The sequence below is a fragment of the Synechococcus sp. O70.1 genome, assembly GCF_047462215.1.
Lineage (GTDB): Bacteria > Cyanobacteriota > Cyanobacteriia > Thermostichales > Thermostichaceae > Thermostichus.
This window is the reverse complement of sequence record NZ_JANSIT010000002.1, coordinates 20,686-41,541: the sequence shown is the minus strand read 5'-3', so window position 1 is coordinate 41,541 and position 20,856 is coordinate 20,686. Positions and strand designations below refer to the sequence as shown.

Genomic DNA, 20,856 nt, shown 5'->3' with positions numbered 1-20,856 from the left:
ACGAACACCCTGACTAGCCCTAGGGGTTGCTGGCACAAGCTGAGAAGGGGGGTATTCCCTATGCCCCGAGTGAGCACTGCCGAGGAGCTACTGGCAAGCTACGCTGCTGGCGAGCGCAACTTCCAAGAATCCAACCTGGTGGGCGTAGACTTGGTGCGCGCCATGCTGCAGGGGGCAAACCTGAGAGGGGCCAACCTCTCCTTTGGCAAGCTGAGTGGAATTAACTTGCAGGAAGCCGATTTGCGGGGAGCCGATCTCAGCTCCGCCAACCTCATAGGGGCAAACCTGCGCGGCGCCAACCTCTGGGAAGCCAACTTGATCGGCGCTGACCTTAGCTTTGCCGACCTGCGGGAGGCCAATCTCCATGGAGCCTACCTCTGGGAGGCCAAGCTAACCCGCGCCCAGCTGCAGGGATCTGACCTGAGCGCAGCCAAGTTGGGGGGAGCGGTGCTGATTGGCGCTGACCTGAGCGGAGCCATCCTACCCGATGGCACAGTACAGCCCTGGTCTGCTCCCTCGGCAAACAAGGCAGAATAGAACCGGTGCAAGCGGCTTTCCTATGTTTTTGCTATTTAACCTGCTCTTGACTCTGCTGCTGGCTTTGGGAGTGGCAGTCCTAGCTGGCCAAAACCCGACCTTGCGGACAGTGCAGTTTCTGCTGTGGCGCTCGGTGGAGCTGCCCTTGGGATTGCTCATCGCCGCCGCCATTGGCCTAGGCCTGCTGACCGTGGGGCTGGGCTCTTTTCTCTGGCCTGAACGCAGTTTTTCCCTTGTCGCCCGCCAGTTGCAGGAACGGCTGCAGCAACTGGAAACGCAGGAGCAGCCGCCTGCCTAGGGCGTCCCGCTGCTGGAATGGCCCGCACCCCCAAGAGAGGACGTAAGCTGAGAGAGTGTTCTCAGCAGTGCCTAGCCGAGGTGACAGCCATGCCTCATTCAGATCCGCGCGCCCTGCGCAAAGCCCTGCGCAGCTCCAGCACCTACTCTGCTAAAGGATTCGAAGAGTACAAGGATCAGGCCCAACGAGAGCTGCAGACTACTTACAAAAGCCGCCTAGTGGAGCAGATTCGCGCCCAGTCTTACCGCTATCAGCGGGGGGATATCACCATCCATCTAGCCAAAGCGTTTGGCTTTTGCTGGGGAGTGGAGCGGGCGCTAGAGTATGCCTACGAAGCTCGGCACCGCTTTCCCGATCGCCAAATCTGGATCACCAACGAGATCATCCACAACCCCCTGGTCAACCGGCACCTGCAGGAGATGGGGATCCGCTTCGTGGAGAAAGGCCCAGACGGCAAGAAAGACTTTTCCCAAATCCGGCCGGAAGATGTGGTCATTTGGCCCGCCTTTGGGGCAAGTGTCTCGGAAATGGAGTTTTTCCGCTCCCAGGGCAACGAGATTGTCGATACCACCTGTCCCTGGGTCTCTCGCGTTTGGAACCAGGTGGACAAGCACCGGGCTGCCCAGTTTACCTCCATCATCCACGGCAAGTACGACCACGAAGAGACCGTGGCCACCAGCTCCTTTGCTGAAAAATATCTGGTGGTGCTGAACCTAGAAGAAGCCGAATGGGTTGCCCGCTACATTTTGGAAGGCGGGGACCCAGAAGAGTTTCGGCGGCGCTTTGGCAAGGCTACCTCCCCCAACTTTGATCCGGATCGGGATCTGGAGCGGATTGGCATCGCCAACCAGACGACGATGCTCGAGGAGGAAACCCGTGCCATAGCCAAGCTGTTTGAGATCACGATGCTGCGCAAGTATGGCCCCCAGGAGCTGGACAAGCACTTCATGAGCTTCAACACCATCTGTAACGCCACCCAAGAGCGGCAGGACGCCATGTTTGAGCTGCTGGAGCGGCCTTTGGATGTCGTGGTGGTCATTGGCGGGTTCAATTCCTCCAATACGACCCACCTGCAGGAAATTGCCCTCTCGAAAGGGCTGCCCTCTTACCATATTGACGGCCCCGACTGCATCCAACCGCCCAACCGCATCCGCCACAAGCCCCTCCACCAAGACCCAATCGTTACAGAAGGGTGGCTGCCCGACGGGCCAGTACAGATTGGTATTACCTCCGGTGCCTCTACCCCCGACCGCGTTGTGGAGGAGGTGATCCTGCGCATCTTTGCCCTGCGCGAACAGCCGCAGACCCCTCCGCAGGGATCCCTTCCCCTTGGCTTCTAGAAGGCGTGCTCACCACTCTTTTTCAGGTCTACCTCCCCCTGCTGGGCTGGACGCTGCTGGGGTTTGTCCTGCAGAGAGGGCTACCTCCCCCCTGGCGCCATTGGCTAAATCCCCAAGCGCTGGGCCGCTTCATGTTTTGGGTGGGGGTTCCCCTGGGCACCCTTGGGTTTATGCAGACGGCGGACCTCTCTGGCCAGCTCTGGGCGGCCCCTTTGGTCTGCTGGCTGGCCACAGGGCTAGGGTATGCCCTGGCCAGTGCCTGGCTGCAGTGGCAGCACCACACCTGGCAGGGGAAGAAAGAGTGGGATCCCTGGCTTTGGAGCAGAGCCCGGCGAGGCAGCTTTTACCTAACAGCCACCCTGGGAAATACGGGTTATTTGGGCTACCCCATCTGCTTAGCAGTGGGCGGGAGCGCCTACTTTGGCTGGGCTTTGTTTTACGACCTGTTGGGCACCCTCTTTACTGCCTACGGTCTGGGAGTCTGGGTTGCCAGCCGCTACAGCGCTTCCTTCACCCCTCCCTGGCAAGCCACGCTCCGCGTCCTAAGCAGTCCCACTCTCTGGTCTTTCTTTGTCGGCCTGGCAATGGCTCGCCACCCTCTGCCAGAATGGCTAGCCCAAGGGCTGACTGCCTTTGCCTGGAGCACGATTCCCTTGAGCTTAATCCTTTTGGGCATACGGCTAGCCCAGGTGCCGCACTGGGGATCCCTTCGCCCCGCCGCCGTGGCCCTCTTCATCAAACTTGTTGCCGTTCCCCTTTTGGTGGGCTTGGGGTTAGCCTTGACTCCCTATCCTCCTTTGGCCAAGCTGGTGCTGGTCTTGCAGACGGGTATGCCCCCTGCCGTTGCCACCCTGGTGCTTGCGGAAGAATACGACTTGGATCGCGAGCTAACGGCAACAGCCCTAGCCGTAGGCTACGTGGCAGCCTTGCTGACTTTGCCGTTCTGGTTGCTGCTGTGGGGATCCTAGTAGGCCAAGTGCGACAAAGCCTGCTCCAGGTAACGATGCACTAGGCGATCCAACTCAGCCTCCTCCTTGGGCAACTCCTGCCCCTGCAGCCATCCCTGGAAGCCTGAGCTTTCCACGATGGCCTGCCGCAACGACTTCCAAACTGCTTGCAGGTGCGGTGCTGGATTGGGGCTGAGAGCAGGACTGGTCATGATCCCCGCCAAACAAGGTTAGCGCTAATCCTAGGATAGCCCAGGTTCGGCTTGGCTTTGGTTAAACAATTGGCTGGGCTGCTGGATGCGCAGAGTTGGCCCCAAAGCATTGAGGAGGGCAACGCCGTAGCTGCGGGCAATGATGCGGCTATCCAGAATCGCCACCCAGCGTTGGGGCAAGCCAGTGGCCTCAGCTACTTCGGATCCCTGCCGCAAGGGAGCGACGGCTCGCTGCAGTTGACTGGCTGCCACCGGCAAAAGGTATTGGCGAAACCAGTCCTGCCGACTGCGCTGCAGATACTGCACTCGCGCGGCCACCCTGGGATCTTCCATCGAGGGAAACGGCAGGGTGGCAATGGCCAGCAGTTCCGGGCAAGGTAGGCTAGCCTTGTGCTGCAGCCAGTAGGACCAGTCGCAGACCAAGATGCCCTTTTCTCCTCGAAAGGGGCTGTTCACCCGCACCCGCGAGCCAAACTCAGCGGCCAAAGCAGCTCCGACCTGCACCTGGAGGGGTTGATCCGAAACCAGCACCACCACAAAGCCTTGCGCCTTTGCAATCAGGCTCTTTAGCTCCTGCAGCAAGTGTTCCCGGAACAGAGGACTGTTGGGCAAGGGCAGCCACGGCAAATAGAGAGCCAAACTGGGCAGGGGCTCCCCCCCGGAGCGGATCCACTCTTCGCCTGAGCTAAAGCGTAGGGGCGTCAAATCCGGTAAGCCTAAGCGCCAGCGATAGCTCTCTGCCTGCCGATCCAAATCCAGCGCCTCGCCGATAATTACCACGGGTTGGGTAGCCCAGATGGGCGCTAGCCATTCGTGCAAAGCCACCGGGCTGTGGTAAAGCGTGAGGCGGCCGGTCTCGCGATTGGTTTCCGCCCACCAGACCCAACGGGAAGCGGGATCCCCTTCGGCCCCAAGCCGCCGGCGGAGCTGATCCCAAGGATCCGGCAGCCAGCCGCGGTAGCTGGCCACCAGGGACAGCGCTACCTCCAGGTGAACCTGTTCGTCTGCCTGAACTAAGCAGCGGGAAAGGGGCCGTCGCAAAAGCTGTAGAGCCAACTGAACCTGGGCCTGGGAGATTCGCTCAGCCTCAGCAGGAAAGATCTGCCGAAGTTGCTGCCAGTGGTTGGCTTCGATGGTTAGGGTCAGCGCTTGGTAGGCCCACTCCTCCAGGTCTTCGGCGCCGTCCAAGATCAACGGGATCCCGGTTGGCATCTCTGCTCCCCTCAAGCGCGCCTGCAGCCAATCCAGGGGATCGACCAACAGCAGCCCTTGAAAGTCGGCATCTGGCCAGCGATCCTTTTGCAGAACCGGCTTATGCAACTGCAAAGTCTGCTGCAGCCAGGGGATCTCCTCCCCCAGAATTTGCGCCTGCACAGACGCTGGGGCACACAGCAAGGTAGCATGGGGCCACATCAAAGCCGGCAGCAGATAGCTGAGGCGGTGCTGACCCCCGCTCGGCACCTGGATCAAGGTGCTGCGCCCCAGCCGCAATCCCCGGGCCACCATGCGGGCCATCGTCAACTGATGGGGCCACCCGGCCTCAGGGAGCTGCCGCAAGAGCTGGCGCAACTGTTGGTGGACTTCAACCTCGATCACAGGGATCCGCCACAGACGCTCAGGTGAACTAGCCTATTCTAAGGTGGGGAAGAAAACCAAACGACACCTCTGGGGTGAGCGATGTCGGGTGTTTCTGAGGTTCCCACGCCCTCGTCCCTGCTTGGAGCCGCCCAGGCGGGATCCCTGCTTTTGGATCGCTCTGCGTGGGGCCGCTTGCGGATACAGGGATCCGCCGCCCTGGATTACTTGCACAGCCAGAGCACTCAGGATCTCAAGGCTCTTAAACCTGGCCAGGGGGCAGATACCGTGTTTGTTACCCCCACAGCAGGGATCATAGACCTGGCGACGGTCTACGTGGAAGAGGAGGCCTGCTGGATTTGGACTTCGCCGCAGCGACGTCGCCTCTTACTGCAGAGCTTGGGACGCCTGTTGCCCTTCGTGCGCGGGGCCCAAATAGCTGATGCAACCGACCAGACTTTTGCCTTTGGGTTAATTGGCCCGCAGAGCCAGCGCCTCCTCGAGAAGGTGGTGACCTCAGAAGGGATCCCGACAAAGCTATACGAGCACCGCCAGGTGGAGATTCAAGGGATCCCTGTCCATTTGGCTTGTGGCAGCGGCCTTGCCCAGCCGGGATTTACCCTCTGGGGGGCCAGCGAACACAAAGCCGCCCTTGCTAGCTGCCTGCGGCAAGCCGGAGCGGAGCTGGCCTCAGCCGAACTTTGGGAAGCCCTGCGCCTGGAGGCCGGTCGCCCTGCTGCTGACCACGAGCTGACCCCCGACTACAACCCTCTGGAAGCCGGCCTATGGCACGCCGTTTCCCTCTCCAAGGGGTGCTACATTGGCCAGGAAGTCTTGGCCAAGCAGGTAACCTATAGGCGCATTCGCCAAACCCTCTGGGGGATCCGCCTCCAGGGCGAGGCCCAGCCTGGCGCCGAGATTGTGCGGCAAGGGGAAAAGATCGGTGTGCTAACCAGCGCTGGCTCCACCTCCCAAGGCTACTGGGGCTTGGGCTATGTGCGCACCAAATTCGCGCCCGCCGAAGGATGGGAGGTGGAGGTTGGTTCAACAACCGGCCTCCTCACCCGCCCGCCCTTTTTAAGCTTTCCTCCCGTTGTTTGAGCTAGAGATCGAAATGGCGGCGAAAGCGGGGATCCCACCTGTCCTTTTTGCGCTGATTACAGAGTTTGCACAGCGTTTGCAAGTTGCTGATGTCGTTGCTGCCGCCCTGGGCAAGGGGAATGATGTGATCGACCTGAAGCTGCACCTCTGGAGGCGACTTGCCGCAACTGCGACAGCGGAAGCCATCCCTTTGGAAGACGTACTCCCGCACAGCTGGCGGGATGAGGATGCGGTGGTTCCTTTTCGTTTCCCTCATAGCGGGTCAAATCTAAGTAGCTCGCAAGTCGTCTAGTGGAGAGGTGGCGGCGTCAATGGGAAGGCGATCATGATCTAGGGTTTCGGAAACCGAGGTTTGCTCTCCAGGAACAAACTCTAGGCAAATTTTGATCGACACTTGTCTAGAAATCCATGCTCGACCAGGTCGCATTATTCGAGAGTTAGTTCCACTTATTAAGCTCATTATATCGGTACTAATCTTCTTAGAATCAAGGTGCCTGTTTATTGAATCTCTGTTGGTGACAAGAAAAGATACAATTGCTTCATGTAGAGCACTCGGGAGATAAACTTGCCCGCCGACTTGAACCACAGTTTGCGTATCGGTAGATTTGAGAAGCATTGGCTCAGCCATGGTAGAAACTCCACTCCAACTAGTTCATTTTAGGAGTCTACGTCTCCCCGAATGTCATCCAAAGGGGATCCACCAGTTTTCGATTCCGCCTGTTCCGCCCCAAACTCAACCACTAGCCTTAGCCTGACTCTGCCGCGAGTCCACGGTGAGCCGGGGCGCAGAAGTATGGCACGAGTTCCTTCAGCGTTAATTATTTCGCTCAAGTTAACCTGTGGAACTGAGATTTCTCTGTCGCTAAGTTTGTTATATAAGCTGGGTATGAAGCTATTGCGAACAACGTTCGAGCATGTTCCAGCAAATTCCTGCAAGTAGATCAGTCGTCCTCCTATGTCGATGACAGTATTTTGGGAAGTATCTAGCTCAACAGAGCGCTCCTGAGGCTGATCATCACTTAACACTTGCCTAACCTCCCCTGCGTCTTGCTAGTCTGAGCTACTCCTCACTTTCCCGCAGGTCATCCAGAGGGGATCCACCCCGGCTCTCTGAGCCTCCATCATCCGGCTCAAAGTCCACCTCCACAGCTAGCCGCAGCCTTACTCTACCGGCTTGCCAACCCTTACTGCCTGGCAGCAAGAGATGACAATTAATCCCTTCACCAAACCAGTCAGCTCCTTCCAGCTTAGCTCTTCTTTTTTGGTTAGGGCTTCTTGGGCCGCTCCCACCAAGCCAGCAACCCTAAAAGTTTCTCGCCTAGAGACAATCCCTTTTGGGTACTGACCTAGAGGCATCACCCTGAATCCCACACTTCTAGCTGGGGATCCAAAAACAGGCCTCTCTATCTCAGGTCATCAAGTCAGATCGTCAAGGAAACTATCTAACTCTGTAAAGCTCTCCGCTGAAGATGCAGTGCTTGCAGGAGCAGACACTTGATCTGTGTTTCTCTCACTTGAGCTTTCCGAAATCTCAATCGACTCTACAGTGGCAGAGGAATCAGGAAGAAGAATTAAGGGCAGCATCTCACGATTGAGGCCTAAAGCTTGCAGGCAGAGGTTGATCCCAGAAACAGCTCGGTTGTATTTGTCTATGTTTGCATCCAATTCTTTCAGACGCTGCTGGTTAAGGGCAATTTTTTCTTCGGCCTCCTTCCTTAAAGTTGCCTCCATAAACTGCTTCGCCTCAGGGTACTTTTGCAAAATCTCATCAGCTATCTGCCTAGCAACCGGCAACAGCTGAGTCTTGAGAGTGTTGTTGGTTTCCTGACGGAAGTTAGAGCGTATTGTCTGGCTAACTTTTGGCTCAAAGTCAAGCTTGAGTAACTGCCGGATCCCAGGCTCAGCGTCTCGAATAGCAGAAATGTCGTAGGATTGGGCAGTTTGCTTCAAAACTTCGCGAAACTGGTAAATTGAGAAAGTACCCTCGTCATAGAAGCGAGGACTCTCTCTCAAGTACCGGTCACACTCTTTTCGAGCACCGCTGACCAGGGAGGTGCAAACTTTGTCCTTAACCTCTAGGAGCTTCTTCTCTATTTCCCCATCATACCCGAGCAGACGGAGTAGCTGCTTGTAGTAATCTGAGCTACGCACTCGATCGATAAGCCGGCGGAAAGAGTTCTCCACAACTGTAATGGCGGATTCAACTAGTATATCCTCTAGGTGGTTCGAGAGATAGTAGAAGGCCTCAACCAAGACAGCTAGAAATGGGGCTGTGGAGTTACGCTGATGAATACGAACAGCTTGGCTATAGGTGCCATCCACGGAGAAGGTGTCTAGAAGTTCATCCAGCCTACGCACCATCTTGGCTTGCAACTTGCGAAAATCAGATTCAAAGTCTTTATCCATGCCGTTAATAATTTCGTTAACCATAGTTTCAATGTGGTCATAAAAGTCTCTTCCTATTTTGTTTAGCTGCTGGTTGATAAGCGCTAGTTCATACTCAATCATGCCACTGACTTCCCTAGGCTGACTATCCAAGTCCCTGTAGAGATCAAGATAAGACTTCCTAAGCTCAACACAAAGGGGCCGCAAGTCATCGGCAAGCGCTAGAAACAACTGCGGACGCTTTTCTTCCGTTAGATAACGAGTAATCCCACTACGAAACTCTTCTATGCCGCTATCCTTGATCATGTAATCAACCAAAGGCATGCCCCACTCACTGAGAATTCGAACATAGTTATCTATAGGCGTCTCATAGCCATGCACTAGAGGGCGAAAGGGAGTGCCAATCAGTCTTCCCGAGCTACAGTACTTGACAAACTCCATGACAAACTGAGGAGTCTGTTCCTTACTGCCCAGTTCCCTTATACTTTCTGAGAAGATCGTGTCTAAGCCAAATCTGTTCCCTCGGCTGGTTCCCTTGATCTGTGAGCAGTAGAAGCCAAGCAGGGCACTTGTCTTGAATATACGGGCTCCACGGAATTGCTGATCAATAATGGTTTCTAGCCGCTGCCTTAGCTGCGGGTTGTACCAGGTTTCATCAATGCGGTTAAACACATAAAAAACTCGGTCTCGAATGCTGCTATTACTCTGGATGCGCTCAATAAGTTCTGTTTCCTCCTTAGTTAGCTCGCCAGTTGAGGCGCATTTGAGGACACAGACAACTGCGGAAGTATCTGGGTGAGCAATTTTTTGATATGTACGTTCAGCGTCTGCTCTAACTGGCGCATCAATGCCAGGAGTATCGACGATAACATTTCCGTCCTTTAGTAGAGGATGATGACAGTAGTACTCGATCTTCCGCAAAACCGCACTGTTGGCACCTCGACGGGCAAAACTTGCAGCTTCTTTTAGGTTGCCTAAGTTAAGCTGCTCCATAGAGAATACTCCGTTTTCAGTTGGGTAGATCCTGACACGGTTTTGCTGAAAACCTTCAATCAACAAGCGCAGCGCATCTGCCTGCTTTGCCCGCTCTGACTTGCTCTTGCCGCCTTCTTGTTGAACAATGGCCTCAGCTTGCTCCTTGAGGCGACTGAGTGTAGCCTCCTCTAAGCCGTTGCCACTAGGGAGCGCTAAGCCTAGGCGACTGCAGAAAGCATCCATTTGTTCTTGCACCTGCTGCTCGCTGAGGAAGGTCAGCACTACTCTTTCGGCATCAGGTTCTGCATAGGAGATGTAGCACTCGGTTCCTGTGGCGTGTCCTTCAGCGCTGTAGAGAAGCTCCCTTTCCAGTAAGGCATTGATTAACATCGATTTGCCAGCACTGAAGGCACCAGCAAACACAATCTCAAAGGTTGGAGAAATTGCTTTGCTCAGTGAAGCCTGAACCCGCTTTGTGTCTTGCTTACTTGAAAGCGTGGGATCCTGCTGCCAGAGGTTGAGAATCGCTTCAACTTGCTCTCTTAAGCTTTCACACTGAGGTGGGAGCTGCATGGTCATAGCAGGAACCTCCGAAAATCTGGGAAGATTATAACCCGCTAGGCCTTGGGGTGAAGGCTTTCACGCTACTTTTTTCCGGTGAGATCCTCACCCCACGCTCGACGGCTGACGGAGGCGTTCTTGCAGTGCGGGACCTAGCCTGCTACGGCAAAAAGCTCACTCCACTCCCGCCTGGGAACACCAGGCTTAGCGATGATCTCAAAGATGCGGTCTTTCGCCGCCGGCTGAAATAAGCTTTCAACAGCCACTTGGGCTACTTTGGTGCGAGGAATGCTGCCCTCAAACAGAGTGTCTGGTGGAGAGAGGACAATGCCATCCTCATTGTCTTGGTTCTTCAGGCCCCCTGGCCGAATGATGGTGTAGGTGAGGCCGCTTTTTTGCAAGTACTCTTCGGCTTGCTTTTTCCACACCAAAATTAGCCAAAACAAATTGAGGGGGTGGAACAGCCGAGAAACACACAGGGAGGAAATTAAAACAAAGTGCTGGATCCCTTTGGCTTTGGCTACATCCACTAAGTTTTTGGTGCCCACATAGTCCACTCGGTAGGGCTGCAAGGGATCCCAACTGGGCCTGGCTCCCGTAGCACAGAGCACCACCGTGCATCCCTCCATACCAGCCTCCAGCGTGGTCGGATCCAGCACGTCTCCCACCACCACTTCCGCTTTGGGGGGCAGAACCTGAGCGGCCAACTCGCGGCTGCGCACCAACGCCCGTACCGGGATGCCGCGATCCACTAGCTCTTTGACAATACGCCGCCCCGTTTCTCCCGTAGCCCCTGCAACAAAAGCTTTCATCCTTTCCCTGCCAAGCTGCTCTGATTGCCCGTAGCTGCCCAACTTCTGGGCTAGCCTTGCTAACTATCTTCTCAGAGTTTGCCTAAACCGAGGTAACGGAAGCAGTTAAGCTTCAGGCCCAGCCTGGGAAAAAATGCTGAAAACTTTGAAGGCAACTTGTTTTGCAGTTTCACCGCAGGGGCTTGGCTACATCCCCAACCCTAAAGCCCGAGCCGCTGAGGATGCGGCCAACGCTGGAGCTTGTGTCCACCTCTGTCAGTTGAATCTGCCCGGCTGGCTCGGTCAACTTGCGCAAGACTGCTCCTGTGGCCGGATCCGTAACCTCGCGGACGACCCGCTCCACAGAAAGGATCAATCCCACGCGGTAGCCGTCGCGGCTGCCCTTGTTCAAAATCACCTGGTTGCCGTAGACATCGGCCACTAGGGCATCAACCGTTGGCAAAGAGCGGGGCTGGGCCGCTAAGCGTTCGGCAAAGCCAGCCAACTGCTGGGCAATTTGCTCCACCGCCTGTTGGCTGGCCAAAACCAGCAGCTTCTCTTCATTGCTGGTAGCAGATCCGCCGCCAAAGCCGGCCACTGCAACCGTGCTATCCGACTGGCTAGCGTTGCCTTTGCCCTCAACCACGGCCAAGATCTCGGCAGTGCTGGTGCTCACCAGGCGGGCGTTGAGCTGCACGTTGGCATCGACGTCCACCGACTCAACCCCCACTGCCAGCGGAAAGTTGCCAAAAGGGGTTAGAACCGGTGCCCCACCTCCAGAACGACGCACTGCTACATCAAACTGGGTTACACTGCCGAGGATCACGGCATCGACTCCTAGGATGCGGCCCACCTGAGCAGCAGTGTTGGCGTCCAGTAGCCCAGATCGGCCCAGGTTCTGCTCGGCCAAGACTGCATCTAGCCGCGAGCGCTCGATGACGGAAAAAGTGCCATCTCTCACCAGCCGATCCACCAGCAGATCGCTCACCCCACGGGCAGCCTCGGGCAGGCTGTAGGGATTGCTGAGGCTGCTGAAATCAAAATCCAAAACTGCAACGCGAGGGCGAGCGGTGGGTTGCGGTGCTTGCCCAACTTGGCTGGGAGCAGAGAGATTGCAGCGAATGTCTTGAGGAAATTGCCGGCAGAGGGAGGGGTTAGCAGATTGGGCGGCCGCTGGGATCCCTGTCCAACCTAAGCTGACCAGGGGGATCCCGGCCAGCAAGATGGAAAAGAGGCTGTGTATGATCGATCTCCTAAAGGAGGGTGGCTGACGTCGCCTGGCCGCCTGTTTCCAGAATACCGATTCCAAGGCTGTTGGCAAAAGGGATTGGGAAGGTTTGCGTAGAAGAGTTGACAGATCTCAACAGCTAAGATTGGGCGGAGGTGCTTGCCCTTGGGGAGTTGCCGGAAAAAGCTTGACCCGCCTGGGATCGAGGGTGCAAGCCCAGTGCTAGCCTAGTAAAGCTGTGCTTTTGTACAAGCTATGCCTGTTCCTAAGAAGAAAACCTCCAAGGCCCGCAGTCGCAGGCGGTATGCTGTTTGGCTAGCCAAAGCCAAGATCCACGCCCAGCGAGCGATGACCATTGGGCGCGCCATTCTCAGCGGTCGCAACACCAGCTTCTACTACCCCAAAGCCAAGTCTGAAGAGGAGGAGGGAGAAGAATAGAGGCTGGCAGGGGGGATCCCCATAGCTCAAAGAGTGGTTTACATTAAGGTCAAGCTCTCCTAGGAGCCATTCTGTTGCCCCTAGTCTTGCCCAGCAACTTGCATGCGCTCGTTGAGCTCTCTTACCTACTACCAGCGGCTGGGCCTGTCCCCAGGAGCCTCTCCTGAAGCAATTCGGCGGGCCTACCGGCAGTTGAGCAAGCGCTACCACCCTGACACCTCTCCTCTGGCGCCGGAGGTGGCGCTTCGCTGCTTCCAAGAGTTGCAGGAAGCCTACCTTGTTCTCAGCAACCCTGCCAAGCGGGCTATCTACGACGCAAGCCTCCAGGCAATGAGGGCCAAGGCGGGATCGCTCGAGCAAAGAGGCTCGCGGGAGGCAGAGGCCCTTGAGCTGCCCATGGAAACCCGACCGCTTTCTGCTGGTGAGCTCTGTGCCCTGCTGCTGATGGCTGCTACTTTTGTGCTCTGCCTAGTATTGGCAGGCGTTTTGGCTTGGCTGCGGGAGGGGAGAGTGGGCTAACTGGGCTGCCCAGCCGCGGGAGGCCAGGGAATGCTGGGCACCTAAAGTGCTTGAATAGAGTAGCGGGGGTAGCTTTTGCCATCTCGCCATGCCTTTGCCGCCTGAAACCACACCTCTGTACAATCACTCGCTCCCCTCGATCGAACAGTGGCTGGAGGAGCAGGGTTGTACTCGAGATCCCCAGGATGTGGAGCAGTGGTTTTGCGAGCGACCTGGCTGGAAAGCTTGCCTGCGCTTGGAAGAAACTAGCATTTGGGTGCGCTACACCTACCCCAACGGCAACACCAAGACTTTGTCTTTCCCCTACTCCCTCAGCCGCAAGGATGTAGAACGGGCCATTTTCGAGGAGTAAGTGGCCATGCGCATTCTGCAACTGCCTGCCCTGCGCGACAATTACATCTACCTCCTCTACGATCCCGAAACGGCAACGGCGGCGGTGGTGGATCCGGCAGTGGCTGAGCCGGTGCTGGATAAACTGGCTGAGCTGGGGGCGGAGTTGGTAGCTATCTTCAACACCCACCACCACCACGACCATGTGGGGGGGAACCGACAGCTCTTGGAGCGCTATCCTCGTGCGGCTGTCTACGGCAGCCAGGCGGATCGGGGACGGATCCCTGGCCAGACGGTGGAGCTCAGGGCAGGAGAGACAGTGGAGTTTGCGGGCCGGCAGGCGACGGTGCTGTTTGTGCCCGGTCACACCCGGGGACATGTTGCCTACTACTTCCCTGAGAGCGGGGATCTCTTCTGTGGCGATACCCTGTTTGCGGGGGGATGCGGGCGACTCTTTGAGGGCACTCCAGAGCAGATGGTGGGATCCCTGGATCAGCTGCGGCAGCTGCCGGAAGCCACGCGGGTGTGGTGTGCCCACGAATACACCTTGAACAATCTCAGATTTGCCCTGACGGTGGACGGGGACAACCCTGACCTGCAGGCGCGCTATCAGCAGGTGGCGGCCCTGCGCCAAGCGGGATCCCCAACTGTGCCCAGCACCATCGGCGAAGAGCGCCGCACCAACCCCTTCCTGCGCTGGGATCAGCCGGCTTTGCAAGCGGCCACCGGAGTTCAGGATCCGGTGCAGGTTTTTGCTCGGCTGCGAGGCATGAAGGACCAGTTCTAGGGCGTGCCGGAAAACGGGGCCGAGTTGGGCTCGGGTCTTGTTCTAACTGGCCAGTGCCATCCACCTTTCTGTAAGAGGAATGCCCTTTTGGGATGCCCCTCAATAAGAGGGGAGACGTCACGCCCTAGGCTGGGAGTGTCTATGACCTTCCCCATTTCGCCTTTGATCCGCTTCTCGGTGCAAGCCCTGTACTGGGCACTAGTCTTGCCCCTACCTCTTCTGCTGGCCCGCCAAGGCACGCCTCTAGCGCAGGGAGCTCTGCTGGCAGCCCTGCTGCTGGGCTGGGGGCTACTCCTGGGATCCCTGAGCCAACAGATCCAGGTGGACGCGGTGGGCATGCGGGCCACCTACCCCGCCTGGGTGCCGCCCTTTGTGCGGCAGGAGTGGCAGATCCGCTGGGCAGAGGTCGAGCACCTTGAACCCCGCTCCACTAGCCAAGGAGGTCTGGTGTACTACCTGGTCAGCCGCAGTGGGGATCGCGTCCTTTTGCCCATGCGGGTGAGCCGCTTCCGGGAACTGGTAGCGCTGGTGCAGCGCCATACGGGACTGGAAATCGACGGGCTGCGCCCCTATGTCCAGCCTTGGATGTACGCCCTGCTGGGCGGCTTTGCCCTGCTGCTACTGCTTTGGGATGGGATCATCGCCTTCTGGATTTGGACGGCACCTAGCTAGCTCCAGCGGGGCAAGTAGCAGGAAAAATCCTGTTTTTTAACAAACCGAAAGGGGCCCGAAAGGGATCCCCAGACCACTTGATCCGTTTCGGGGTCACGGCCCTGATCCAGGCTGTGGAAGTAGTCGGCTCCAATCTCGAACTCGCTGTACAGGTAGGTGGTTCTGCCTTTGCGCTCGACAATACAACCTTTGCCGGGCACGCTGCGGCCCCGGTAGCAGGATCCCGTCCATTCCACCTGAATCACACAGCCGGGCAAGAGTTCCAGCTCTGCCGCCGTCAGGTTGGCCAGTTTTCCCGGATCTCGGCCAGCACATTTGTAGAGCTCAGGGGATCCCAAGGCGTAGTTTTGGATGCGGATCCCCTCCGGCGTCTCGAAAAGGTGGATGACCCGCTGGCGGTAGGGCTGGTCGGGGTAGATGTCATACAGTTGCTCCACGTAAAACCCTATCCCCTGAAACACCGACCACGGCAGAGGGCACTGGTAGACGTGAATGTTGGCAAACCAGACCGGCTCAGCCATGGCCTGCTGCTGATTGTTGAAGTGGCCGGCCATCCACGTAGCTAGTTGTGCCAGTTGCGGCGAAACCGACATAGCGCAAGCCAAAGTCCTAGTCGTGCAAGGGCAAACTCATTATCCAAGACCCTGGCCCCGGCTGCCACAGCAAGTCTTTGGGGCTTCAAGCTAGAGTGGAAGAACCCAACTTTTGGGATCTGTTGCCCACTGGCCTATGTCCGCCCCACCGCTTCCCTTGCTTGGGCAATCCCTAGCTGCCTTGAAAGACTGGGCAGTTGCCCAGGGGCAGCCGGCCTACCGCGGGCAACAGCTGCACACTTGGCTCTACCAAAAAGGGATCCGCTCCCTGCAGGAGGTGACGGTTTTCCCCAAGGCCTGGCGCGAGGCGCTGGGGGATTACCCAGTGGGGCGCTCCCAGGTGGTGCAGCGGACGGAGACCCGCGACGGCACAGTTAAGTTGCTGCTGCAGCTAGCGGATGGGGAGTTGATCGAGACGGTGGGGATCCCGACCGCCAAACGGCTGACCGTCTGCGTCTCCTCCCAGGTGGGCTGCCCCATGGCCTGCGACTTCTGCGCCACCGGCAAGATGGGCTACCGGCGCAACCTCAAGCTGCACGAAATCCTGGATCAGGTGCTAACGGTGCAGGAAGACTTTGGCCGCCGCGTCAGCCACGTGGTCTTCATGGGCATGGGGGAGCCCCTGCTCAACCGCGACACCGTGGTGCAGGCCATTCGCAGCCTCAATCAGGATATTGGCATCGGCCAGCGGCACATCACCCTCTCGACAGTGGGCGTGCCCCGGCAGATCCCCTGGCTGGCCCAGCAAAAGCTGCAGATTACCTTGGCCGTCAGCCTGCATGCCCCCAACCAGGAGCTGCGGCAACAGCTGATCCCTTCCGCAGCCCACTATCCCCTGGAGGCTTTGATCCAGGACTGCCGCGACTACATGCTGAGCACGGGACGGCGGGTTAGCTTTGAGTATACGCTTATAGCCGGGGTCAACGACCTGCCCATCCATGCCCGTCAGTTGGCCCACCTGCTGCGCCAGGCCAGCCAGTCGGGGGCACGCCTACACGTCAACCTGATCCCGTACAACCCCATCGCCGAGGCCAACTATCAGCGCCCTCACCCAGCGCGGGTGGCGGAGTTTGTCCGCCTGCTAGAGGAACACCACGTCCAGGCCAGCGTGCGCCAGACCCGTGGCCTAGATGGCAACGCTGCTTGCGGTCAGCTGCGGGGATCCTTCTTGCGCGCTTCCAGCTTGCCTTCCCCTGAGCCGGCCTTTGGCCGTTCCTAGGCGGCGCCCGCAGATCCAAGGTTTTTTGCAGTTGCTGCCGGCGGGGCAGAAGGTAGCCAGACGCGGAAATGGGTCCATCCCTCTGCGCTGCTGACGGAGATTTGCCCCCCCATGCGCTCTACCAGTTGCTTGACCAAAGCCAACCCCAACCCGGTGCCGCCGTGCTCCCAGCGATCCGCCTTCGGGATCCGGTAGAACTTTTCAAAGATGCGGGGCAGCTCCGCCTCTGGGATCTCGCTGCTGTTGCTGCAGACAAAGAGGATCCCTTCTCCTTCTGGAGTTACCTGCAGACGGATGGATCCCTCAGGGGCGGTGTACTTGACAGCGTTGTGCAGCAGCTCGCGCAGGATGCGGCCCAGAGCCTTGGGATCTGCCTTAAGGGGGGGGATCCCCTCTTCTAGGCGCAGTTGCAAGTTCTGCTTTTTGCCCTGGGCTAGAGGCTGGGCTGCCGCCACCAGATCCCGCAAATAGTGCGGCAGGAAGATCTCTTCCGGCTGGAGCAGATACTTCTCGGCTGCCAGTCGCTGCATGTCCAGCAGGTCGTTGATGAGATCAATTTGTCGGTTGCATTCTTTGAGAGCGATAGCGAGATAGTGCTGCTGTTTCTTATGGTTATCGCAGGCTATTTGCAGCATCTGCAGGGCCATGCGCACATTGGCCATGGGGGTGCGTAGCTCGTGGGAGACGGTACTCAAGAAATCATCCTTGAGCAGGTTGAGCCGCTCCAATTCCTTCACTTGGGCCCGGGTCTCCTCGTACAGACGGGCCTGGCGCAGGGCCAGGGCGCACAGGTTGACCACCTGATAGGCCAGTTGTCTCTCGGCTTCGGAAAACTCCTGCTGCCGCTCCAACAGCAAGAGCCCCAGCCGCTCTTGGTGGTTTCGAAGGGAGCAAGCCAAGAGGTGTACCCAGCGCCCGCCTCTTTGAGAACACCAGTGGGCTTCCCAGGGCAAGGCATGGGAGTGCAGCAGGTGCCCAAGCTCAGGGTCGTTAAGGGAGGCGGGATCCGCCTTCTCTGGAAAAGAGCAAGCCCGGATCCAAGAGGATCCATCGGCGCTGGTCAAGAAAATATGACAGCCAGTCAGGTTGAGAGCCTCGGCTAGGCTCTTGACCACCTCTTCCAAGATCTCTCCCTCTTTGAGGCTGGCCACCATCTGGCCGCTGAGGGAGCGCAGCACTGCCTCAAAGCGCAAAGCCTGCTCCAACTGGGCGGTGCGCAGCGCCACCTGGACTTCTAGCTCGCGGTTAAGGGCTTCTAGCTGCTGTTGGGCCCGCTTTTGCTCGGTGATCTCCCGCCCCACCGACAGGATCTCCACCAGTTGGCCTTGGCTGTCGAAAATGCCCCGATCTACCCAGCTTACCCAGCGGGATTGTCCGTCTTCGCCAGGGTACTCCCGCTCGCTGCGGTGGAAGGGGTGCTCAGGCGTGAGGACGGCCAGCGCCTGCAGTACCGCCTCCCGTTCTTCCGGCGGCAGAGAATCCCTCCAGCGCCTGCCTATCGTTTCTTCTGCGGAGCGGCCAAAGAAGCGCAGGTAGGCCGGGTTGGCATAGGTTATGGAAGTATCGGGCCGAAAGCGGCAGATCAGCTCCGTCTGCTGCTCCACCACAGCGCAGTACTGCTGCTGCTGTTGCCAGAGGCGATCCAACAAAGCCTGTTGGTTAGCGGCCGCCTGCTGCCAAGCTTTGGCCAGGGTCTGCACCTCTTGGATGGGGCCGGGATCCATAGAGGCCAAGGCTGGGATCCCACTGTGCACAAATTGCTCGGCTATTTGGGTAAGGCGGCGCAGCGGGCGAGAGAGGGCTTTGTCCAGGAGGATCCCAACTCCCAGAAAGCCCAGTAGCAGCCCCCCTCCCCACAGAGCCGCCTGCTGCGTGCTGCTATAGACGGGGGCCAACAGGGTGCTCTCCGGGATCCTGTAGCCCCCCTTCCTCCTGAATGGCCTTTACCTAAACCCCCGTCCACCTCAAGACGCAGCAGCCCTTGTGAGGCCGCCACCTCCCAGGATCCCACCTGCCCTTGCACAGCCAGCAGCCGCGGTTGAGGAGATGGCTTCTCCGTGCTGGCCACCACCTGGCCCTCCCCATCCAGCAACAAGGTCGTCCCTGGATACTCCAAGCCGGCCTGCAGATCCTCTAGAAAAGCCTGCAGGTGATGAACCGGGAGGGAAGCCACCAGGCTGCCGTAAACTTGGCCCTCCGCGTCCGCCAAGGGCAGTGCCGTCAGGATTAGCCGCTCCGGTTTTTGGTGGGAAGACTCGACAAAAGAGTTGCTCACCAGCCAGGTACGGCGGGCCCCTGCCTGTTGCAGGATTTCGGGAAACCAAGACAACTGCTGCAAATCTAAAGAGCTTAGTTGCCGCGTCAAGCCGGTGGGATCCCCGCTTTCTGGATCCCGTTGGCGGCCTTGGACGAATCCCGGCTTCAGGCCCGGCGTGTGGTAGGTCCAGATGGAGCCATCGGCGTGGCGGCGGGCGGTTACAAACCCCCCATGAACTGAGACAAAGCCGATGTCGCTCAGCTTGGGAAACTGCTGCAACTGGCGGGCAAAATAGGCTTCCAGCACTTCTAGCCGCGGGGCGGCCAGATTGGGCAAAAGTCCCCAGCGCAGCACCTCCCTATTGAGGGCATTTACCTGCAGGGGGGCCTGCAGATATCTGTGTAGGTGATCCTCGGCTCGGTCGTTAACCTCACTCTTCAAGTGCCTAGCCAACTGCAGCGCCATCCGCTGCCCAGCCCGCCAGGAGAAGTAGGATACCCCGCCTGCCCCTCCTACCCCTGCCACCACTAAGGGTGCTAGCAGCGCTCCCGCAAAGGGATGGAGCGGAGCGGCAAGGGAGAAGATTGCATCAGTGCTCTACCTGATGGGAGAACCTCCCCAACGAGTCCTCCGGCGCTAGTAAGCACCCGACAGAACAGGACTCCATAGAAAGGCCAAAGGAGTACTTCACAGGTGTAGCTTACTTCTGTACTAGCTGCTACCAAGGCTGGATTTTGAGCGGCTAAGCCGACCGGGTAAGCGTTAGCTGCTCTGCTTCGACCTTGTGGCTGAGCAACTTTTCAATCAACTGATCCAGAATCTCTAGCTCACCCTCCGTGTAACGTCCCCGCAAAAGTAGTTCGTTGATGAGGCTCTCCTGTTCCCGGCTGAGGAAGCCACTCTGAAACACTTGTTCAACCACCTCTCGAATGCTGGACGCCGGATCGGCAGGGGCATTTACGGCTGCCTCCGCTTGAGTCCTACTTTGAGGAGCGAGGTGGCGCTGCTCAACCTGCTCCGGTGGGGCTTGAGTCCTGTCTGCAGCAGGGGCTGTGCCCTGCCATTTTGAAGAGACCTCCCGCAGTTCCCCCAGGGAAAGGTTTTCGCTCAGGATCCTTGCCAAGCGGTAAGTCCGGTAATCCACGGTTAAGTCGAGAGTAGCTTGCATGCTGCTTCCTACGTATCTCTAATGACTGTGGTCCTATCTTATCCCCTATTCCGGGATATCACGTAAGCAATTTCTACGTTTTTCGTACGCGATCTGGCGGAGACAAAGAAAGTAAAAATAAAGACAACCCCCCTTGCGGGAGGGGAGGTTGCTTGAGGGCCTACTGGCCTGCTCTAGGGCGAAGATGGGGGTCTAGGGGAAGTTTGGGATCCGCCCCAGGACTTTCAAGAGGCTTGCTTGAAGTAGTCGGGCTCGTTGCCGGGCTTCCACTTGATGTTGCAGCCAAGGCTGGGCTTTTGGTTGGGATCGATGGGCTTGCCCGCCAGCAGGTTATCCAGCGCTGCCCGCAAGTCTTTGCCAGTCACTGGCACATCCGGCAGGCCGGGGCGGCTGTCGTCCAGTTGGCCGCGGTACACCAGCTTGCGATCGGCATCGAACAGGAAAAAGTCGGGAGTGCAAGCGGCTGAAAAGGCTTTGGCCACCTCTTGGCTTTCGTCGTAGCAGAAGGGGAAGGTAAAGCCCAAGGTCTCGGCCATCTTCTTCAAGTTCTCGGGGCTGTCCTCGGGGTATTTCTCCACGTCGTTGGCGCTGATGGCTACAATGCCGACGCCGCGGTCCTTGTAATCTCTGCCAATGCGAGCCAGCTCCTCTTGCACGTGCTTCACATAGGGGCAGTGCTGGCAGATAAACATCACCAGCAAAGCGGGCTTGTCGGCAAAGGTAGAAAGGGAAATGGTTTGTCCAGTTACCACATCCGGCAGGCTGAAGTCAGGGGCGGGGGTGCCCAAAGGCAGCATCGTTGAGGGGGTACGAGCCATAACAAACCTCCAGCGTAAAGTTTCCTCAATCATCATGGCTCATCCCGCTCCCCAGGAGCTGTAAGCACGGGATCCTGCCGACAGATCCCAAACAGGCAGGGAACG

25 protein-coding genes are annotated in these 20,856 nt (G+C 58.0%); 11 read left to right on the top strand and 14 right to left on the bottom strand.

The window, feature by feature from the left end; translation table 11 throughout:
- Window positions 1–60: 60 nt before the first annotated feature.
- The 4 genes from NW833_RS01270 to NW833_RS01255 all read left to right on the top strand — a co-directional run bounded on the left by NW833_RS01270 (window position 61) and on the right by NW833_RS01255 (window position 3,143).
- Window positions 61–537: a pentapeptide repeat-containing protein gene (locus tag NW833_RS01270; protein WP_414394253.1), complete on the top strand. Its 477-nt coding sequence runs from the start codon at window positions 61–63 to the stop codon at window positions 535–537.
- A 22-nt stretch (window positions 538–559) separates the two neighbouring features.
- Window positions 560–835: a lipopolysaccharide assembly protein LapA domain-containing protein gene (locus NW833_RS01265; protein ID WP_414394255.1), complete on the top strand. Its 276-nt coding sequence runs from the start codon at window positions 560–562 to the stop codon at window positions 833–835.
- 89 nt (window positions 836–924) lie between these two features.
- The gene (locus NW833_RS01260; RefSeq protein WP_414394257.1) at window positions 925–2,175 is read left to right on the top strand and encodes a 4-hydroxy-3-methylbut-2-enyl diphosphate reductase; all 1,251 of its coding nucleotides are present in this window, start codon (window positions 925–927) and stop codon (window positions 2,173–2,175) included.
- A 5-nt stretch (window positions 2,176–2,180) separates the two neighbouring features.
- Window positions 2,181–3,143 (top strand): AEC family transporter, encoded by a 963-nt coding sequence (locus tag NW833_RS01255; RefSeq protein WP_414411281.1) that lies wholly within the window; start codon window positions 2,181–2,183, stop codon window positions 3,141–3,143.
- On the opposite strand, the gene NW833_RS01250 is transcribed toward NW833_RS01255, so the two are convergent.
- Both NW833_RS01250 and NW833_RS01245 read right to left on the bottom strand, forming a co-directional pair.
- Window positions 3,140–3,334 (bottom strand): hypothetical protein, encoded by a 195-nt coding sequence (locus tag NW833_RS01250; protein WP_414411280.1) that lies wholly within the window; start codon window positions 3,332–3,334, stop codon window positions 3,140–3,142. The genes NW833_RS01255 and NW833_RS01250 overlap by 4 nt on opposite strands.
- Window positions 3,335–3,364: 30 nt before the next feature.
- Window positions 3,365–4,930, bottom strand: coding sequence for a hypothetical protein (locus NW833_RS01245; protein ID WP_414411279.1), 1,566 nt, complete (start codon window positions 4,928–4,930; stop codon window positions 3,365–3,367).
- A gap of 81 nt (window positions 4,931–5,011) precedes the next feature.
- Here NW833_RS01245 and NW833_RS01240 point away from each other — a divergent pair, with 81 nt between their 5' ends.
- Window positions 5,012–6,010, top strand: coding sequence for a YgfZ/GcvT domain-containing protein (locus NW833_RS01240; RefSeq protein ID WP_414411278.1), 999 nt, complete (start codon window positions 5,012–5,014; stop codon window positions 6,008–6,010).
- Window position 6,011: 1 nt separating this feature from the next.
- Here NW833_RS01240 and NW833_RS01235 read toward each other — a convergent pair whose 3' ends face one another.
- The 7 genes from NW833_RS01235 to NW833_RS01205 all read right to left on the bottom strand — a co-directional run bounded on the left by NW833_RS01235 (window position 6,012) and on the right by NW833_RS01205 (window position 12,031).
- On the bottom strand, window positions 6,012–6,266 hold the full coding sequence (locus tag NW833_RS01235; protein ID WP_414411277.1) for an HNH endonuclease: 255 nt from the start codon (window positions 6,264–6,266) through the stop codon (window positions 6,012–6,014).
- A 12-nt stretch (window positions 6,267–6,278) separates the two neighbouring features.
- Entirely contained in the window at window positions 6,279–6,626 is a 348-nt protein-coding gene (locus NW833_RS01230) for a KGK domain-containing protein (RefSeq protein WP_414411394.1), read from the bottom strand.
- Between the two features lie 41 nt (window positions 6,627–6,667).
- Complete coding sequence (locus tag NW833_RS01225; RefSeq protein WP_414411276.1) at window positions 6,668–7,036, bottom strand: KGK domain-containing protein; 369 nt, start codon at window positions 7,034–7,036, stop codon at window positions 6,668–6,670.
- Between the two features lie 34 nt (window positions 7,037–7,070).
- Complete coding sequence (locus NW833_RS01220) at window positions 7,071–7,211, bottom strand: KGK domain-containing protein (RefSeq protein ID WP_414411275.1); 141 nt, start codon at window positions 7,209–7,211, stop codon at window positions 7,071–7,073.
- A 215-nt stretch (window positions 7,212–7,426) separates the two neighbouring features.
- Window positions 7,427–9,949: a dynamin family protein gene (locus NW833_RS01215; protein WP_414411274.1), complete on the bottom strand. Its 2,523-nt coding sequence runs from the start codon at window positions 9,947–9,949 to the stop codon at window positions 7,427–7,429.
- 134 nt (window positions 9,950–10,083) lie between these two features.
- On the bottom strand, window positions 10,084–10,743 hold the full coding sequence (locus NW833_RS01210) for an SDR family oxidoreductase (RefSeq protein WP_414404808.1): 660 nt from the start codon (window positions 10,741–10,743) through the stop codon (window positions 10,084–10,086).
- Window positions 10,744–10,912: 169 nt separating this feature from the next.
- Window positions 10,913–12,031, bottom strand: a complete 1,119-nt coding sequence (locus NW833_RS01205; RefSeq protein WP_414411273.1) for a CsgG/HfaB family protein — start codon at window positions 12,029–12,031, stop codon at window positions 10,913–10,915.
- A gap of 174 nt (window positions 12,032–12,205) precedes the next feature.
- On the opposite strand from NW833_RS01205, the gene NW833_RS01200 reads away from it, so the two are divergent.
- From NW833_RS01200 to NW833_RS01180, 5 genes are all read left to right on the top strand, one after another.
- Complete coding sequence (locus NW833_RS01200) at window positions 12,206–12,388, top strand: 50S ribosomal protein L32 (RefSeq protein WP_414394282.1); 183 nt, start codon at window positions 12,206–12,208, stop codon at window positions 12,386–12,388.
- 102 nt (window positions 12,389–12,490) lie between these two features.
- Window positions 12,491–12,907: a J domain-containing protein gene (locus tag NW833_RS01195; RefSeq protein ID WP_414394284.1), complete on the top strand. Its 417-nt coding sequence runs from the start codon at window positions 12,491–12,493 to the stop codon at window positions 12,905–12,907.
- An 88-nt stretch (window positions 12,908–12,995) separates the two neighbouring features.
- A complete protein-coding gene (locus tag NW833_RS01190; protein WP_414394285.1) occupies window positions 12,996–13,259 on the top strand; it encodes a DUF3143 domain-containing protein in 264 nt (87 codons plus the stop codon).
- A 6-nt stretch (window positions 13,260–13,265) separates the two neighbouring features.
- Window positions 13,266–14,024 carry a hydroxyacylglutathione hydrolase gene (gloB, locus tag NW833_RS01185; RefSeq protein WP_414411272.1) on the top strand — a complete coding sequence of 253 codons (759 nt, stop codon included), beginning with the start codon at window positions 13,266–13,268 and terminating at the stop codon, window positions 14,022–14,024.
- 141 nt (window positions 14,025–14,165) lie between these two features.
- On the top strand, window positions 14,166–14,696 hold the full coding sequence (locus NW833_RS01180; protein WP_414394289.1) for a hypothetical protein: 531 nt from the start codon (window positions 14,166–14,168) through the stop codon (window positions 14,694–14,696).
- On the opposite strand, the gene NW833_RS01175 is transcribed toward NW833_RS01180, so the two are convergent.
- The gene (locus NW833_RS01175; protein ID WP_414394291.1) at window positions 14,693–15,289 is read right to left on the bottom strand and encodes a chromophore lyase CpcT/CpeT; all 597 of its coding nucleotides are present in this window, start codon (window positions 15,287–15,289) and stop codon (window positions 14,693–14,695) included. The two genes, NW833_RS01180 and NW833_RS01175, sit on opposite strands and share 4 nt — an antisense overlap.
- Before the next feature lie 136 nt (window positions 15,290–15,425).
- Between NW833_RS01175 and rlmN the strand changes: the two genes are divergently transcribed.
- Entirely contained in the window at window positions 15,426–16,508 is a 1,083-nt protein-coding gene (gene rlmN / locus NW833_RS01170) for a 23S rRNA (adenine(2503)-C(2))-methyltransferase RlmN (RefSeq protein ID WP_414411271.1), read from the top strand.
- Here the strand turns inward: rlmN and NW833_RS01165 are convergent.
- From NW833_RS01165 to NW833_RS01150, 4 genes are all read right to left on the bottom strand, one after another.
- The gene (locus NW833_RS01165) at window positions 16,505–18,232 is read right to left on the bottom strand and encodes an ATP-binding protein (protein WP_414411393.1); all 1,728 of its coding nucleotides are present in this window, start codon (window positions 18,230–18,232) and stop codon (window positions 16,505–16,507) included. The two genes, rlmN and NW833_RS01165, sit on opposite strands and share 4 nt — an antisense overlap.
- Before the next feature lie 41 nt (window positions 18,233–18,273).
- Window positions 18,274–19,290: a cache domain-containing protein gene (locus NW833_RS01160; protein WP_414411270.1), complete on the bottom strand. Its 1,017-nt coding sequence runs from the start codon at window positions 19,288–19,290 to the stop codon at window positions 18,274–18,276.
- Between the two features lie 217 nt (window positions 19,291–19,507).
- Window positions 19,508–19,933, bottom strand: a complete 426-nt coding sequence (locus tag NW833_RS01155; protein WP_414411269.1) for a hypothetical protein — start codon at window positions 19,931–19,933, stop codon at window positions 19,508–19,510.
- Between the two features lie 224 nt (window positions 19,934–20,157).
- Window positions 20,158–20,751: a thioredoxin family protein gene (locus NW833_RS01150; protein WP_414394410.1), complete on the bottom strand. Its 594-nt coding sequence runs from the start codon at window positions 20,749–20,751 to the stop codon at window positions 20,158–20,160.
- Between the last annotated feature and the right edge of the window lie 105 nt (window positions 20,752–20,856).

Excerpts from the sequence above, each read along its gene's own strand:
- NW833_RS01270 (WP_414394253.1), top strand. The coding sequence starts at position 61 with ATGCCCCGAGTGAGCACTGCCGAGGAGCTACTGGCAAGCTACGCTGCT.
- NW833_RS01265 (WP_414394255.1), top strand. The coding sequence starts at position 560 with ATGTTTTTGCTATTTAACCTGCTCTTGACTCTGCTGCTGGCTTTGGGA.
- NW833_RS01260 (WP_414394257.1), top strand. The coding sequence starts at position 925 with ATGCCTCATTCAGATCCGCGCGCCCTGCGCAAAGCCCTGCGCAGCTCC.
- NW833_RS01250 (WP_414411280.1), bottom strand. The coding sequence starts at position 3,334 with ATGACCAGTCCTGCTCTCAGCCCCAATCCAGCACCGCACCTGCAAGCA.
- NW833_RS01240 (WP_414411278.1), top strand. The coding sequence starts at position 5,012 with ATGTCGGGTGTTTCTGAGGTTCCCACGCCCTCGTCCCTGCTTGGAGCC.
- NW833_RS01235 (WP_414411277.1), bottom strand. The coding sequence starts at position 6,266 with ATGAGGGAAACGAAAAGGAACCACCGCATCCTCATCCCGCCAGCTGTG.
- NW833_RS01230 (WP_414411394.1), bottom strand. The coding sequence starts at position 6,626 with ATGCTTCTCAAATCTACCGATACGCAAACTGTGGTTCAAGTCGGCGGG.
- NW833_RS01215 (WP_414411274.1), bottom strand. The coding sequence starts at position 9,949 with ATGACCATGCAGCTCCCACCTCAGTGTGAAAGCTTAAGAGAGCAAGTT.
- NW833_RS01210 (WP_414404808.1), bottom strand. The coding sequence starts at position 10,743 with ATGAAAGCTTTTGTTGCAGGGGCTACGGGAGAAACGGGGCGGCGTATT.
- NW833_RS01200 (WP_414394282.1), top strand. The coding sequence starts at position 12,206 with ATGCCTGTTCCTAAGAAGAAAACCTCCAAGGCCCGCAGTCGCAGGCGG.
- NW833_RS01195 (WP_414394284.1), top strand. The coding sequence starts at position 12,491 with ATGCGCTCGTTGAGCTCTCTTACCTACTACCAGCGGCTGGGCCTGTCC.
- NW833_RS01190 (WP_414394285.1), top strand. The coding sequence starts at position 12,996 with ATGCCTTTGCCGCCTGAAACCACACCTCTGTACAATCACTCGCTCCCC.
- gloB (WP_414411272.1), top strand. The coding sequence starts at position 13,266 with ATGCGCATTCTGCAACTGCCTGCCCTGCGCGACAATTACATCTACCTC.
- NW833_RS01180 (WP_414394289.1), top strand. The coding sequence starts at position 14,166 with ATGACCTTCCCCATTTCGCCTTTGATCCGCTTCTCGGTGCAAGCCCTG.
- NW833_RS01175 (WP_414394291.1), bottom strand. The coding sequence starts at position 15,289 with ATGTCGGTTTCGCCGCAACTGGCACAACTAGCTACGTGGATGGCCGGC.
- rlmN (WP_414411271.1), top strand. The coding sequence starts at position 15,426 with ATGTCCGCCCCACCGCTTCCCTTGCTTGGGCAATCCCTAGCTGCCTTG.
- NW833_RS01165 (WP_414411393.1), bottom strand. The coding sequence starts at position 18,232 with ATGGATCCCGGCCCCATCCAAGAGGTGCAGACCCTGGCCAAAGCTTGG.
- NW833_RS01155 (WP_414411269.1), bottom strand. The coding sequence starts at position 19,933 with ATGCAAGCTACTCTCGACTTAACCGTGGATTACCGGACTTACCGCTTG.
- NW833_RS01150 (WP_414394410.1), bottom strand. The coding sequence starts at position 20,751 with ATGGCTCGTACCCCCTCAACGATGCTGCCTTTGGGCACCCCCGCCCCT.